Raw genomic sequence first — 14,231 nt, forward strand, 5'->3', positions numbered from 1 at the left:
TTCCTTTGTCCTCTCGACCCACCACACTTTTCGCCGATGTCCATCCGCTATCCCTTACTGAACCGCGAACTGGGCATTCTGGGTTTTAATGAACGCGTGCTTTCACAAGCCGCCGATACCTCGGTGCCGTTGCTCGAACGGCTGCGCTTCATTTGCATCACCAGCAGCAATCTCGACGAATTCTTCGAAGTCCGCATGGCCGGTCTGCAAGAGCAGATCCGCGACAATCCCGGCACGCTCTCGCCCGACGGCATGTCGCTGCAGCATGTCTACGGCCTCGTGGTGGAACGCGCGCACCGGCTCGTGCGCCAGCAATACGCGATGCTGCAGGACACCGTGCTGCCCGCGCTCGAAAGCGAGGGTATCTATTTTCATGGTGTCGAGACGTGGAGCGAAGCGCAGACCGACTGGGCGCGCGACTACTTCCAGAACGAGCTGCTGCCAGTCCTCACGCCGATCGGACTCGACCCCGCGCATCCGTTTCCGCGCGTGCTCAACAAGAGCCTGAACTTCGTCGTCGAACTCGAAGGCAAGGACGCGTTCGGCCGCCAGGCGATGATGGGCATCGTGCAGGCGCCGCGCGCCCTGCCGCGCCTCGTGCGTATGCCGGAAGCGCTTTCGGGCTATCCGCACGGCTTCGTGTTGCTGAGTTCGCTGCTGCAGCGGTTTGTCGAAGAACTGTTTCCGCATCTGCACGTGCGAAGCTGCAACCAGTTTCGCATCACGCGCAATAGCGAATTGTTCGTCGATGAAGACGAAATCACCAACCTGCGAGTCGCGCTTCAGGGCGAATTGCCCGCGCGGCATCTGGGTAACGCGGTGCGGCTCGAAGTGTCGGCGGAGACGCCGCCGCACATGATCCGGCGTCTGCTCGACGAGAGTCAGCTGAACGATCGCGACTGCTATCACGTGAACGGGCCGGTGAATCTCGTGCGCTTGATGCAGTTGCCTGAAATGGTGGATCGGCCGGACCTCAAGTTCGTGCCGCACATCCCGGCTGTGCCGAAGGCGATCGCGAATGCGGCGAGCCTTTTCGACGTGATCGATCAGGGCGATGTCCTGCTGCATCATCCGTATGAAAGCTTTCAGCCCGTGCTCGAACTGCTGTTGCAGGCGGCCAAGGATCCGCATGTGGTGGCGATCAAGCAGACCATCTACCGCACCGGCACCGATTCGCCGCTGATGGACGCGCTCATGCAGGCCGCGCGCAACGGCAAGGAAGTGACCGTGGTGGTGGAACTGCTCGCGCGTTTCGATGAGGAAACGAACATCAACTGGGCGTCGCAGCTCGAAGCGGTCGGCGCGCACGTGGTGTACGGCGTGGTCGGCCATAAATGCCACGCGAAGATGATGTTGATCGTGCGGCGTGTCGCCCAGAACGGGCGCATGACGCTCAAGCGTTACGCGCATTTGGGCACGGGCAATTACCATCCGCGCACGGCGCGCCTCTATACCGATTTCGGCATGATGACCGCCGATCAGTCCATCTGCGAAGACGTGCATCACGTGTTTCAGCAGCTCACCGGGATCGGCGGCGAGTTGCAGTTGCATCAGTTGTGGCAATCGCCGTTCACGTTGCATCCGAAGCTGATCGACGCGATCCGCGCCGAGGCCGATCACGCGCGGGCGGGACGGCGCGCGCGCATTGTCGCGAAGATGAACGCGCTGCTGGAGCCGACGGTTATTGCCGCGCTGTACGAGGCATCGCAGGCGGGCGTAAAGATCGATTTGATCGTGCGTGGGGTGTGCGCGCTGAAGCCGGGCGTGGCCGATTTGTCCGAGAACATTACGGTGCGCTCGATCATCGGGCGGTTTCTGGAGCATCACCGCATTTATTATTTCTACGCGAATGGCGGCGAGAATGTCTATCTGTCCAGCGCCGACTGGATGGACCGGAATTTCTTCCGACGCGTCGAGGTGGCGTTTCCGGTGAATGACCGGCGTTTGAAGCGTCGCGTGATTGCGGAAGGTTTGTCGGCGTTTCTCGGCGATAACCAGTCGGCGTGGCTCATGCAAAGCGACGGGCACTATAAGCGGCGGCGGCCGGGGAAGTCGATGCGCAACGCGCAGTTGGGGTTGTTGGGGAAGTTTTGTTCCTAGCGCCTTGTTTATGCTGGCGCGGTTCGGTTATGCGTGTGCTTGGGCTTTGCTGGCGCCCTTTGCTTTTGTTTGCGTGTGCTTAGTGGGAACTTGCTCGGGTTTTGGTTCGCTGGCGCCCTTTGCTTTTGTTTGCGTGCGCTTTCTGGGAACTTGCTCGGGTTTTGGTTCGCTGGCGCTCTTTGCTTTTGTTTGCGTGTGCTTCTTGGGAACTTGCTTTCGTGTAGGTCTATTAGCACGCCGCTATGCGCGGCAGCAGTCACTTTCTTTGCTGCTGCAAAGAAAGTAACCAAAGAAAGCAGCTTATCCGTCTAAGTGTCCACCACTGTCCGTTTCCGGGAGTGGTGCGATAGAACAGCCGTGGCGTCGCACCACTAAACAGAGTGGAGCCGCTCATCCATCCCGACAGGCATAAATGCCTGTCGGTAAGGCATAACCGCACGAACCAAACCGGCCGCTGACCGCCGGTTTTTTGTTATGCCCGTCGTCCTCGCGCAGCGAGGATGGAACTGACAGGTGCTGTGCCAATAGCAACGAATGCGAGTTGCCATAGTCAGCCTGCGTGCCTATCCGCAAGGTTATTCGAGGTGGACACTTAGGCGGATAAGCTGCTTTCTTTGGTTACTTTCTTTGCAGCAGCAAAGAAAGTGACTGCTGCCGCGCATAGCGGCGTGCTAATAAACCGACACGAAAGCAAGTTCCAAGAAAAGCACAAGCGCATCAGACGGCGTATAGAACAACCCGTCCAAGCGCCAGCGCCAAATCAAACCGCTATAGACCGCCGAAAAGCCGTCCGTGCAGCCGGAAACCGCACAGCAAACGTACTCCCGCGCCCTTCCTCACTCTTCACATCAAGCTCGGCGTGATGCCTCTGCAACACATGCTTGACGATAGCCAACCCCAGCCCCGTGCCACCGGTATCCCTCGACCGGCTCCGATCCACGCGATAAAACCGCTCGGTCAAACGCGGTATATGTTCCGCCGGAATCCCCAACCCGCTATCGCGCACCGAAAACACCGCGCGATCCTGCACGCGCCGCCACGTCACGTCGATCGTGCCGCCATCCGGCGTATAGCGCACCGCGTTGGTCACGAGATTGCCGAGCGCACTCACGATCTCCGTCTCGGCGCCCGCCAGCGTCAACGCTTCATCGGCGTGGAACGTGATGCGGTGACGGCCGCCCGACAAGCTGTTCGCATCGTCTTCGAGATGGCGCAGCACCGCGCGCATGTCGAGCAATTCGTCGCCCGGCGGACGCGCGTCGCCTTCAAGGTTCGCGAGCACCAGCAAATCGCGCACGATGTTCTGCATGCGCACGGCCTGCTGTTCCATCATCTCCAGATACCGCCCGCGATCAGCCTCGCCGAGCGGAATCTCCCGCATCGTTTCGAGGAAACCGGACAGCACGGTCAGCGGCGTCTTCAGTTCGTGCGACACGTTCGCGACGAAATCGCGACGCATCGAATCCGTGCGCTCGATTTCGGTGATGTCGTTCGTCAAGACCAGCTTGCGGTTTTCGCCGTAAGGAAACACCTGCACCGACAACACGTTATGCCGGTCCGCACCCATGCCGCGCATCACGAGCATCTCTTCGTAATGATGCGAATTCAGGTACCGCACGAAGTCGGGCTGACGCACGAGATGCGTGATGTGCTGGCGCAAATCGCGCTTGGCATCGAGCCCAAAATGGTTCTCGGCGATCGCGTTGCACCACTCGATCTGATCGCGGTCGTCGAGCATCGCAACGCCGTTCGGCGACGCCTGAATCGCCTGGATGAAGCGCGAATGCTGCTGTTCGACCTGGCGCACCTGCGCATGCCAGCGCTTCGCGAGCTTGTGCAGACGGTAATAGATTTCGCCCCAGATGCCGGGCGCGCTCGGCACTTCGCCGTAGACCGGCGCATCGAGCAGACGCCAGAGACGTTGCGTGTGAAAGGTGCTGAAGAAGCTCTGCACGACGAGCATGACGACGGCGAAGACGAGCGCCGCCCGCACGCCAAAAAGCGCGCCGACGATAGCGCTCAGTCCGCCAAGCAACGCGAGGGACACGAGCGAACGCGCCCAGATGATGTTCATGTATTAGCGGAAAAACGAGTGAAAGGCGTCTGGCGCGTGCGTGCGTCGGCGCTTGAACGGCGAACCGATCAGGCGCTCAGGCGCTCTTTGCCAGCCGGTAGCCGCTGCCGCGCACCGTTTCGATCATAGCATCGCAGCCAGCGGGCTTGAGCGCCGCGCGCAGCCGCTTGATATGCACATCGACCGTGCGTTCCTCGACGAACACATGGTCGCCCCACACCTGATCCAGCAATTGCGTGCGGCTATGCACGCGCTCCGGATGCGTCATGAAAAAATGCAGCAGCCGGAATTCCGTCGGGCCGAGATCGAGCTTGATGTCGCTGCCGGAATGGCTCGCCGCTACGCGATGCGTCGCCGGATCGAGGCGCAGTCCGTTGATCGCGACCAGGTCCTCGGTCAATTGCGGCGCGCGGCGGCGCAAGACCGCCTTGATCCGCGCCATCAGTTCCTTCGGCGAGAACGGCTTGGTCACGTAGTCGTCGGCGCCGATTTCGAGGCCGAGCACCTTGTCCTGCTCGTCGCCGCGCGCGGTCAGCATGATGATCGGAATATGCTTCGTGCGCTCGTTGCCGCGCAGTTCGCGCGCGAACGCGATGCCGGATTTGCCCGGCAGCATCCAGTCGAGCAGAACGAGGTCGGGAAGTACGTCGCTAATCAGGTTTTGCGCCTGTTCCGCGTTGTAGGCGCGGATCGGGCAATGTCCTGCGTGTTGCAGATTCACCGAGATCAATTCGGAGATCGCGGGTTCGTCTTCGATGACGAGAATGCTGCTGGGCATCGGCACCTCTGTGACCTTTTATTTAGAGTGAAGCGGTTTAACTGAGTGCTTCGCGTTCGAGCTGGTCGCGCGAAATGTGGCGCACGTCGGTGCCTTTCACGATGTAGATGATGAACTCCGCGATGTTCTTCGCGTGGTCGCCGATCCGCTCCACCGCCTTCGCGATGAACAAATAGTCGAGGCCGGCGGAAATCGTGCGCGGGTCTTCCATCATGTAGGTGACGAGCTTGCGCACGAAGGCGCGGAATTCGTCGTCGATCGCTTTGTCGTCGCGCACGATCTGCGCGGCGGCCACCGTGTCGAGGCGCGCGAATGCATCGAGCGCGCGGCGCAAAATGGATACCGCCATTTCGCCCGACAGCTTGATTTCCGCGATATTCACCGTGCGGCCCGCGCCGTCTTCATTGATACGCTTCACCCGCTTCGCGATCTTCTCGGCTTCGTCGCCGGCGCGTTCGAGATTGGTAATGGTCTTCGAAATCGCCATCAAGAGACGCAGGTCGCGCGCGGCCGGCTGGCGGCGCGCGATGATGTTGCTGCATTCCTCGTCGATCTCGACTTCCATCGTGTTCAGACGCGTTTCAGCGGCGATCACCTGGTCGGCAATGCCGATATCGAACGTGTTGAGCGCCTGCATCGCGTTGATGATCTGCGACTCGACCAGCCCGCCCATTTCCAGCACCTTCGACGACACTGCATTCAAGTCGGCATCGAACTGGCTCGACAGATGTTTATCGGACATGTGTGCTCCCTGTAGTCCTTTTTCCGGCGCGGCGATTAGCCGAAGCGACCGGTAATGTAGTCTTCCGTTTCCTTGCGAACCGGCTTGATGAAGATCTTTTCCGTATCGCCGAACTCGATCAGTTCGCCCAGATACATATAGGCAGTGTAGTCCGAACAACGCGCCGCCTGCTGCATGTTGTGCGTGACGATCACCACCGTGTAGTCGTTCTTCAATTCGGCGATCAGTTCTTCGATCCGCCCCGTCGAGATCGGGTCGAGCGCCGAGCACGGTTCGTCGAGGAGCAGCACTTCTGGCCGGATCGCGATGCCACGCGCGATGCACAGGCGCTGCTGCTGGCCGCCCGACAGGCCATAGCCGCTTTGCTGCAGTTTGTCCTTCACTTCGTTCCAGAGCGCCGCCTTGGTCAGCGCCCATTCCACGCGGTCGTCCATCTCCGAGCGCGACAGTTGCTCGAACATCTTCACGCCGAACGCGATGTTGTCGTAGATCGACATCGGGAACGGCGTCGGCTTCTGGAACACCATGCCGACGCGCGCGCGCAGCAGCGAGATATCGCGCTTCGTGTCGAGCAGGTTTTCGCCGTCCATCAGGATTTCGCCTTCGGCGCGCTGCTCCGGATAAAGCGCATACATCTTGTTGAACGTGCGCAGGAGCGTGGATTTCCCGCAACCCGACGGTCCGATGAACGCCGTCACCTTGCTCGCCGGAATCCGCAAATTGATGTTCTTCAGCGCGTGGTACTTGCCGTAGAAGAAGTTGAGGTTGTTCACCTCGATCTTCGGCTTCATCGAATCTAGCGCGGGCGCGCTGTGCGTCGGCTTGAAACTGCCCGGAACCGCGCCGCGTTCCACCGTATTCGCTTCCGCGTTCAGGTGGCTGACACCACTTTCGACCATATTCATGGAATCACTCCACCTTTACTTTTTCGAGAAGATCACGCGCGCGAGGATGTTCAATCCGAGCACGCCGAGCGTAATCAGGAACACACCGGCCCACGCGAGCGATTGCCACTGCGGGAACGGGCTCATCGCGAACTTGTAGATCGTGACCGGCAGGTTCGCGACCGGCTGGTTCATGTTCCACGAGAAGAACTGGTTCGACAGCGCCGTGAACAAGAGCGGCGCGGTTTCGCCGGTAATCCGCGCCACCGCGAGCAGCACGCCGGTCACGATCCCGCCCACCGACGCTTTCAGCGTGATCGACAGCACCATCTTCCACTTCGGCGTGCCGAGCGCGAACGCGGCCTCGCGCAGCGCGTTCGGCACGAGCTTGAGCATGTTCTCCGTCGTGCGGATCACGATCGGAATCTGCAGCAGCGCGAGCGCGACGACGCCCGCCCAGCCCGAGAAGTGGCCCATCTTCGCGACGACGAGCGCGTAGACGAAGAGCCCGATGACGATCGACGGCGCGGACAGCAGAATGTCGTTGATGAAGCGCGTCAGGCTCGCGAGCCAGTTCTTCTGGCCGTATTCCGCGAGATACACGCCCGCCAGAATGCCGAGCGGCGTGCCGATGAACGTGGCGAGCAGCACGAGCATCAGGCTGCCGACGATCGCATTCGCGAGACCGCCGCCATCCGTGTTCGGCGGCGGCGTCGATTGCGTGAATAGCTCGACCGACAATCCGCCGACACCGAGCTTGAGCGTCGTGAACAGGATCCACACGAGCCACAGGAGACCGAACGCCATCGCCGCGAGCGACATCGCCAGCGCGACCGCGTTGGTGCCGCGACGACGGCGTTGCAACTTGATGCGCGTCGCTTCCATCTGCGCAGTGTCTTCGGAACCGGGGAATTTCATCGTGGGCTGGCTCACTTTGCGCCCTCCCCTTTTTCGAGGCGAAGCAGCATGAGTTTGGAGAGCGACAGCACGACAAACGTGATGATGAACAGAATCAGCCCGAGTTCCATCAGCGCCGACGTATGCAGGCCCGGACTCGCTTCGGCGAATTCGTTCGCGAGCGCCGACGTGATGCTGTTGCCGGGCGAAAAGAGCGACACGTTATCCAGCAAGTTGGTATTGCCGATCACGAACGTCACCGCCATGGTTTCGCCGAGCGCGCGGCCGAGGCCGAGCATCACACCGCCGATCACGCCATTTCGCGTGAACGGCAACACGATCTTCCACATGACTTCCCAGGTCGTGCAGCCGATTCCGTACGCCGATTCCTTCAGCAGCACCGGCGTGACCTCGAACACGTCGCGCATCACCGAGGCAATGTACGGAATGATCATGATGGCCAGAATCACGCCCGCGCACAGAATGCCGATACCGATCGGCGGCCCTTGAAAGAAGCGCCCGATCAGCGGCACGTCGCCGAGCAAATGGCCGAGCGGCTTTTCGAAATAGGCGGCGAAGATCGGCGAGAAGACGAGCAGGCCCCACATGCCGTAGACGATCGACGGAATCGCGGCGAGCAGTTCGATCGCGACGCCGAGCGGACGACGCAGCCACGCGGGCGACAGTTCGGTCAGAAATAGCGCGATGCCGAAGCTGACCGGCACGGCGATGATGAGCGCGATGATCGACGTTGCGATGGTGCCGTAGATCGGCACGAGCGCGCCGAACGCATCGGCTTGAGGATCCCACTCCGAGCGCCAGAGGAAACTGAGCCCGAACTTCTCGATGGTCGGCAACGACGCGTAGATCAGCGAAACGATGATCCCACCGAGCAAAAGCAGCGTGACGACAGCCGCGAGCCGCGTGAGACCGCCGAAAAAAATGTCGCCGAGGCGGCTCGGCGCGCGCTGGGCGCGGCTCGAGGGCGGGGTCGACGAGAGATGGATTTCCGACATGGGAGCCTTCGGAGAAACCGCGCGGCACCTGCCGCGCGGTAAAGCTGCTTTTTGCCGTCCTACTGAACCAGCTTAGGACAGTTTTAGAGACTTCTTATTGCGCAACCGACTTGCCCGAAGCGTCCTTCACCTTCGACTTCCATTGCGTGCGGATTTCGGCCACGACCGCGTCCGGCAGCGAGATGTAATCGAGGTCGTTAGCCGCCTGATTGCCGTTTTTGAACGCCCAATCGAAGAACTTCAGCGTTTCGGCGCCCTGCGCTTCCTTCTCTTGCGTCGTGTGCAGCAACACGAAAGTCGCGCCGACGATCGGCCATGCGTTCTTGCCCGGCTCGTTCGTGAGGATCTGGTAGAACGACTTCGACCAGTCCGCGCCCGCGGCCGCTGCCTTGAACGTCTCCGTCTTCGGCTCGACCACCGTACCCGACGCATTCTTCAGGTCGACGTAGGTCATCTTGTTTTGCTTCGCGTACGCCCATTCCACATAGCCGATCGCGCCCGGCAGACGCTGAACGAACGCGGCGACGCCGTCGTTGCCCTTGCCGCCCGTGCCCGTCGGCCAGTTGACGGTCGAACCTTCACCGACCTTCGACTTCCATTCCGTGTTCACTTTCGACAAATAGTTCGTCCAGATGAAGCTCGTGCCCGAACCATCGGCGCGGCGGACCACGGCGATATCGGTATCCGGCAGCTTCGCCTTCGGGTTCAACGCGACGATCGCCGGGTCGTTCCACTTCTTGATCTTGCCGAGGTAGATGTCGCCGAGCACTTCGCCCGACAGCGTCACTTCACCCGCCTTCACGCCCGGCACGTTGATGACCGGCACCACGCCGCCCACCACTGTCGGAAACTGAAAGAGCCCTTGCTTTTCGAGTTCGTCGTCTTTCAGCGGCGCATCCGAGCCGGCGAAATCGACCGTCTTCGCGACGATCTGCTTGATACCGCCCGACGAGCCGATACCTTGATAGTTGACCTTGCCGCCGCCGGTCTTCTGGTAGGCGTCGGCCCACTTCGTGTAGATCGGTGCTGCGAAGGTGCTGCCCGCGCCGGTAATGTCGGCGGCTTGCGCGGAGATGGCGAAGAGAGCACCAATAACGCCAGCCAGCGCGGTTTGCATCAATTTCATGAGACCTCCAGGTTGTGAGCGGATGACACGACAAGCCGAAGGATAGGGTTTCACTGTGACAGTAATATGACTCTCCGTGAAGCCAGCGTGTCACTGGGCTTACGTCGATGAAAGGCGTGCCGCGTTATTGTGGGAAGCCAGCGCGAAATTTGGGATATAGAACGCAAAAAGCCGTTTCCGGTCTCCCGGAAACGGCTTTTTTCACTACAGCACATACTTAAGATGTTGCGTCCTTTACGACCTGCGCAATCGTTTCCGCGTGCCGAATTGCGTCTTTTTCGGCAGCAGCCTCGACCATCACGCGCAGCACCGGCTCCGTTCCCGACGCGCGAATCAGCACGCGTCCGCTCGATTCGAGCGCGCGTTCGGCGTCGGCGATGGATTTTTTGATGGCGTCGCTATTTTTCCAGTCCGCGCCCGCGCTCATCCGCACGTTGATCAGCTTTTGCGGGAACAAGGTCACACCGTCGAGCTGTTCGACGAGCGTCTTCCCGCTGCGTTTCATGGCCGCGAGCACGAGCAAGGCGGAAACGATGCCGTCGCCGGTCGAATGCCGATCCAGCGACAAGATATGGCCCGACCCTTCCGCGCCGAGTTGCCAGCCGTTGTCGCGCAGCTTTTCCAGCACGTAACGATCGCCGACCGCGGCGCGCACGAACTGCACGCCCGCTTGCTTCAACGCCACTTCGACGGCCATGTTCGTCATCAGCGTGCCGACCGCGCCGTTCACCTGCCCATCGGTCGCGATGCGGTCCTTCACCAGCACGTAGAGCAATTCGTCGCCATTGAAGAGGCGGCCCGACGCATCGACGACTTGCAGCCGGTCCGCGTCGCCGTCGAGCGCAATGCCAAGATCCGCGTTGTTGGCCCGTACGGCGCGCACGAGCGCATCCGGCGCGGTGGCGCCGAAGCCGTCGTTGATGTTGAAGCCATTCGGCGACGCGCCGATCGTGATGACCTCCGCCCCCAGTTCGTGGAACACGTGCGGCGCGACGTCGTACGCCGCGCCGTGCGCGCAATCGACCACCAGCTTCATGCCGCGCAAGTCGAAACTCGCCGGGAACGTGCTCTTGCAGAATTCGATGTAGCGCCCGCCCGCGTCGTCGAGCCGCTTCGCCTTGCCGAGCCGTTCCGATGGCGCGCAAGACATCGGCTGGTCGAGTTGCGCCTCGATTTCCAGTTCGACTTCGTCAGGCAGCTTGTTGCCGTCGGCGGAGAAAAACTTGATGCCGTTGTCGTAATACGGGTTGTGCGAGGCAGAGATCACCACGCCCGCCGCGAGCCGCAACGCGCGCGTCAGATACGCGACGCCGGGCGTCGGCATCGGGCCGGCCAGCATCACGTCGACGCCCGCCGCCGAAAATCCCGACTCCAGCGCAGCTTCGAGCATGTAGCCGGAAACCCGCGTGTCCTTACCGATCAACACGGTCGGCCGACCGCCCTTCGCCGCCCAGCGATCCGCGCCGGCCAGCACCTTGCCCGCCGCGTAGCCGAGCCGCAACACGAAATCGGGGGTGATCGGCGCATCGCCGACCTTGCCGCGAATACCATCTGTTCCAAAATATCGACGTGCCATTGTTCCGTGACCCTCCAGCGCAGACGGGGACGCGCGTGTTTATGCGTCTGCGTACTTGTGAAATTGGCGCCCGCGCGTGCGCCGTTTTTATCGAGATTTGTTCGCCATCGTTGGGACCCCGCGAAGCTTTCCCCTTGACGGCTTATTCCGCGCGGCTCGCTTCGCGTACCGCTTGCCACACTTTTAGCGCGTCGACGGTCGCCGCGACGTCGTGAACGCGGATAATCGCCGCGCCCCGCTCCGCCGCGCACACCGCCGCCGCGACGCTCGCCGCCAGCCGTTCGCCCGCCGCGCGCCCAGTGACTGCGCCAAGCATCGATTTGCGCGACATGCCGGCGAGCAGCGGATAGCGCGAGCCCGCGGGCAAGGTCGCGGCCAGGCCCGCCAGCAAAGCGTAATTATGTTCGACCACCGACTTGCCGAATCCGTAGCCCGGATCGAGGCAAATGCGCGCTGGATCGATGCCCGCTGCCGTCAGCGTCGCGATCCGTTCCTCGAAGAAGCCGCGCACCTCCCGCACCACATCTGCATAATCCGGCGCGTGAAGCTGCATGGTCTGCGGTTCGCCGAGCATATGCATCACGCAAAGGCCGCAATTGCTGTCTTTAACGGCGTCGATCGCGCCATCCTGCCGCAAACCCCAGATATCGTTGATCAAGTCGGCGCCCGCTTTCAGCGCTTCGCGCATCACCGCAGGCTTGTATGTATCGACCGAAAGCGGGACGTTCGCGCCGCGCAACGCCTCGACGATTGGCACGACGCGCTCCAGTTCTTCGTCGAGCGGCACGGGCGGCGCGCCAGGCCGCGTCGATTCACCGCCGATATCCAGAATATCCGCGCCGTCCGCCAGCATCTGCGTGGCACGCTCGATCGCCCGTTCGCGCGAAATATATCGACCGCCGTCCGAGAACGAATCCGGCGTTACGTTGAGGATTCCCATCACGAGCGGGCGATCGAATGCGAGCGTGAACCGACCGCATCGAAGCGGCGTGGCGGGTTCTCTGGTCAGTAAAGACCGCGACTGGGTATTAATCAAGCGAGTTATCTGAAGAAATACATGAGGAAACGATGTGCCGGGACGCTTCGGTGCGCGTTGAATGAAAAAGGGCTGGTGTGCGAACACACCAGCCCTTGATCGAACGGCTAGAAACTCAGGCGGGCGCGGTTGCGTTGCCCGGCTTCACTTCCGTGCCGCTGTTGCCGCTACCCGGCGCATCGCCCGACGGCGGCGGCAGGTTCTTCGGCGGACGCGGCGGACGACCGCCCATGATGTCGCTGATTTGGTCTGCATCGATGGTTTCCCATTCGAGCAGCGCCTTCGTCATGGCTTCGACCTTGTCGCGATTGTCTTCGAGCAACTTGCGGGCGTGCCCGTATTGCTCGTCGAGAATCCGGCGAATCTCTGCATCGACCTTCTGCTGCGTCGCTTCCGACACCGTCTTCGACGCCATCTTGCCGAACATGCCGTCCTGCTCGGTATCGACATAAACCATCGTGCCGAGCACGTCGGACATGCCGTAACGCGTCACCATGTCGCGCGCCATCTTGGTCGCGCGCTCGAAGTCGTTCGACGCACCCGTCGACATCGAGTTGAGGAACACTTCTTCCGCAGCCCGGCCACCGAACAGAATGGCGATTTCCTCGAGCATCTTGTCGCGATACAAATTCACACGATCATGCTCGGGCAACTGCCACGTCACGCCCAATGCCCAACCACGCGGCATGATCGTGACTTTGTGTACGGGATCGGCATGCGGCAACAGCTTCGCCACCACCGCGTGACCCGACTCGTGGAACGCCGTATTGCGACGCTCTTCCTCACGCATGACAGCCGATTTGCGCTCCGGACCCATGAAAATCTTGTCCTTCGCGTCCTCGAAATCCTGCATTTCGACGATCCGCTTGCCGCGCCGCGCCGCGAACAATGCGGCTTCGTTCACGAGGTTCGCGAGATCGGCGCCCGAGAATCCCGGCGTACCACGTGCAATGACCGAAGCATCGACGTCGTTCGAAATCGGCACCTTGCGCAAGTGCACCTTCATGATGTGCTCGCGGCCACGGATGTCGGGCAGACCGACGTAGACCTGACGGTCGAAACGGCCCGGGCGCAGCAGCGCCTTGTCGAGCACGTCCGAACGGTTGGTCGCGGCAATCACGATCACGCCCGAATTCGCTTCGAAGCCGTCCATTTCGACGAGCATCTGATTCAGCGTCTGCTCGCGCTCGTCGTTACCGCCGCCCATGCCAGCGCCGCGATGGCGACCGACCGCGTCGATTTCGTCGATAAACACGATACACGGCGCATGCTTTTTAGCCTGCTCGAACATGTCGCGCACACGAGCCGCGCCCACGCCGACGAACATTTCCACGAAGTCCGAACCCGAAATGCTGAAGAACGGCACTTTCGCTTCACCAGCGATCGCGCGAGCCAAGAGCGTCTTACCCGTACCCGGAGGCCCGACCAGCAACACGCCGCGCGGAATCCGCCCGCCAAGCTTCTGGAATTTTTGCGGATCGCGCAGGAAGTCGACCAGTTCGGACACTTCTTCCTTGGCTTCGTCACAGCCCGCGACGTCGGTGAAATTGATGGCGTTGTTGTTCTCGTCGATCAACCGCGCTCGCGATTTGCCGAACGAAAACGCCCCGCCTTTCCCGCCGCCCTGCATCTGCCGCATCATGTAGAACCAGAAACCGATGATGAGAATTGTCGGTCCGAGGTAATACAGCGCGGAAACGAGCGCGTTCGGTTCGTCGTCGGCCTTGCCGCTGACCTGCACGCCGTACTTCATCAGGTCGCCGACCATCCAGATGTCGCCGGGGGACACGATCTGATATTTCTGACCATCTGCCGGAGTGACCGTGAGGTTACGGCCCTGAACGGTGACTGTCTTGACTTTCCCGCTTTTCGCGTCGTCCATGAACTGCGAATACGAAACGCCTTCCTGGACGCGGGGCTTGTCGAACTGCTTGAACACCGTGAACAGCACCAGTGCGATTACGAGCCACACTGCTGCCTTAGAGAACATATTGTTGTTCAA

General features: G+C 61.2%; 11 protein-coding genes. 1 reads left to right on the forward strand and 10 read right to left on the reverse strand.

Translation table 11 applies throughout. The features are described 5' to 3' along the window. Nucleotides 1-36 precede the first annotated feature (36 nt). On the forward strand, nucleotides 37-2,100 hold the full coding sequence (gene ppk1, locus AC3D25_RS11050; RefSeq protein ID WP_488888443.1) for a polyphosphate kinase 1: 2,064 nt from the start codon (nucleotides 37-39) through the stop codon (nucleotides 2,098-2,100). Between the two features lie 760 nt (nucleotides 2,101-2,860). On the opposite strand, the gene phoR is transcribed toward ppk1, so the two are convergent. From phoR to ftsH, 10 genes are all read right to left on the reverse strand, one after another. After that, nucleotides 2,861-4,174, reverse strand: coding sequence for a phosphate regulon sensor histidine kinase PhoR (phoR, locus tag AC3D25_RS11055; RefSeq protein WP_488888444.1), 1,314 nt, complete (start codon nucleotides 4,172-4,174; stop codon nucleotides 2,861-2,863). 76 nt (nucleotides 4,175-4,250) lie between these two features. Then, a complete protein-coding gene (phoB, locus tag AC3D25_RS11060; RefSeq protein WP_488888445.1) occupies nucleotides 4,251-4,952 on the reverse strand; it encodes a phosphate regulon transcriptional regulator PhoB in 702 nt (233 codons plus the stop codon). A 37-nt stretch (nucleotides 4,953-4,989) separates the two neighbouring features. Then, nucleotides 4,990-5,694, reverse strand: a complete 705-nt coding sequence (phoU, locus tag AC3D25_RS11065) for a phosphate signaling complex protein PhoU (RefSeq protein WP_488888446.1) — start codon at nucleotides 5,692-5,694, stop codon at nucleotides 4,990-4,992. A gap of 35 nt (nucleotides 5,695-5,729) precedes the next feature. Next, nucleotides 5,730-6,599 (reverse strand): phosphate ABC transporter ATP-binding protein PstB, encoded by an 870-nt coding sequence (gene pstB, locus AC3D25_RS11070; RefSeq protein ID WP_488888447.1) that lies wholly within the window; start codon nucleotides 6,597-6,599, stop codon nucleotides 5,730-5,732. A 15-nt stretch (nucleotides 6,600-6,614) separates the two neighbouring features. After that, nucleotides 6,615-7,496: a phosphate ABC transporter permease PstA gene (pstA, locus tag AC3D25_RS11075; RefSeq protein ID WP_488889664.1), complete on the reverse strand. Its 882-nt coding sequence runs from the start codon at nucleotides 7,494-7,496 to the stop codon at nucleotides 6,615-6,617. 11 nt (nucleotides 7,497-7,507) lie between these two features. Continuing rightward, nucleotides 7,508-8,491, reverse strand: a complete 984-nt coding sequence (gene pstC, locus AC3D25_RS11080; RefSeq protein ID WP_488888448.1) for a phosphate ABC transporter permease PstC — start codon at nucleotides 8,489-8,491, stop codon at nucleotides 7,508-7,510. 94 nt (nucleotides 8,492-8,585) lie between these two features. Continuing rightward, on the reverse strand, nucleotides 8,586-9,617 hold the full coding sequence (pstS, locus tag AC3D25_RS11085) for a phosphate ABC transporter substrate-binding protein PstS (RefSeq protein WP_488888449.1): 1,032 nt from the start codon (nucleotides 9,615-9,617) through the stop codon (nucleotides 8,586-8,588). Nucleotides 9,618-9,834: 217 nt separating this feature from the next. Further along, on the reverse strand, nucleotides 9,835-11,193 hold the full coding sequence (glmM, locus tag AC3D25_RS11090) for a phosphoglucosamine mutase (protein WP_488888450.1): 1,359 nt from the start codon (nucleotides 11,191-11,193) through the stop codon (nucleotides 9,835-9,837). Nucleotides 11,194-11,335: 142 nt separating this feature from the next. Beyond that, on the reverse strand, nucleotides 11,336-12,133 hold the full coding sequence (gene folP / locus AC3D25_RS11095) for a dihydropteroate synthase (RefSeq protein WP_488888451.1): 798 nt from the start codon (nucleotides 12,131-12,133) through the stop codon (nucleotides 11,336-11,338). A gap of 211 nt (nucleotides 12,134-12,344) precedes the next feature. Then, nucleotides 12,345-14,231: an ATP-dependent zinc metalloprotease FtsH gene (ftsH, locus tag AC3D25_RS11100; RefSeq protein WP_488888452.1), complete on the reverse strand. Its 1,887-nt coding sequence runs from the start codon at nucleotides 14,229-14,231 to the stop codon at nucleotides 12,345-12,347.

It is taken from the genome of Caballeronia sp. SL1002 (assembly GCF_057814995.1).

What these genes read in the sequence shown, in the direction of transcription:
- ppk1 (WP_488888443.1), top strand. Translation starts at nt 37, where the DNA reads ATGTCCATCCGCTATCCCTTACTGAACCGCGAACTGGGCATTCTGGGT.
- phoR (WP_488888444.1), bottom strand. Translation starts at nt 4,174, where the DNA reads ATGAACATCATCTGGGCGCGTTCGCTCGTGTCCCTCGCGTTGCTTGGC.
- phoB (WP_488888445.1), bottom strand. Translation starts at nt 4,952, where the DNA reads ATGCCCAGCAGCATTCTCGTCATCGAAGACGAACCCGCGATCTCCGAA.
- phoU (WP_488888446.1), bottom strand. Translation starts at nt 5,694, where the DNA reads ATGTCCGATAAACATCTGTCGAGCCAGTTCGATGCCGACTTGAATGCA.
- pstB (WP_488888447.1), bottom strand. Translation starts at nt 6,599, where the DNA reads ATGAATATGGTCGAAAGTGGTGTCAGCCACCTGAACGCGGAAGCGAAT.
- pstA (WP_488889664.1), bottom strand. Translation starts at nt 7,496, where the DNA reads ATGAAATTCCCCGGTTCCGAAGACACTGCGCAGATGGAAGCGACGCGC.
- pstC (WP_488888448.1), bottom strand. Translation starts at nt 8,491, where the DNA reads ATGTCGGAAATCCATCTCTCGTCGACCCCGCCCTCGAGCCGCGCCCAG.
- pstS (WP_488888449.1), bottom strand. Translation starts at nt 9,617, where the DNA reads ATGAAATTGATGCAAACCGCGCTGGCTGGCGTTATTGGTGCTCTCTTC.
- glmM (WP_488888450.1), bottom strand. Translation starts at nt 11,193, where the DNA reads ATGGCACGTCGATATTTTGGAACAGATGGTATTCGCGGCAAGGTCGGC.
- folP (WP_488888451.1), bottom strand. Translation starts at nt 12,133, where the DNA reads ATGGGAATCCTCAACGTAACGCCGGATTCGTTCTCGGACGGCGGTCGA.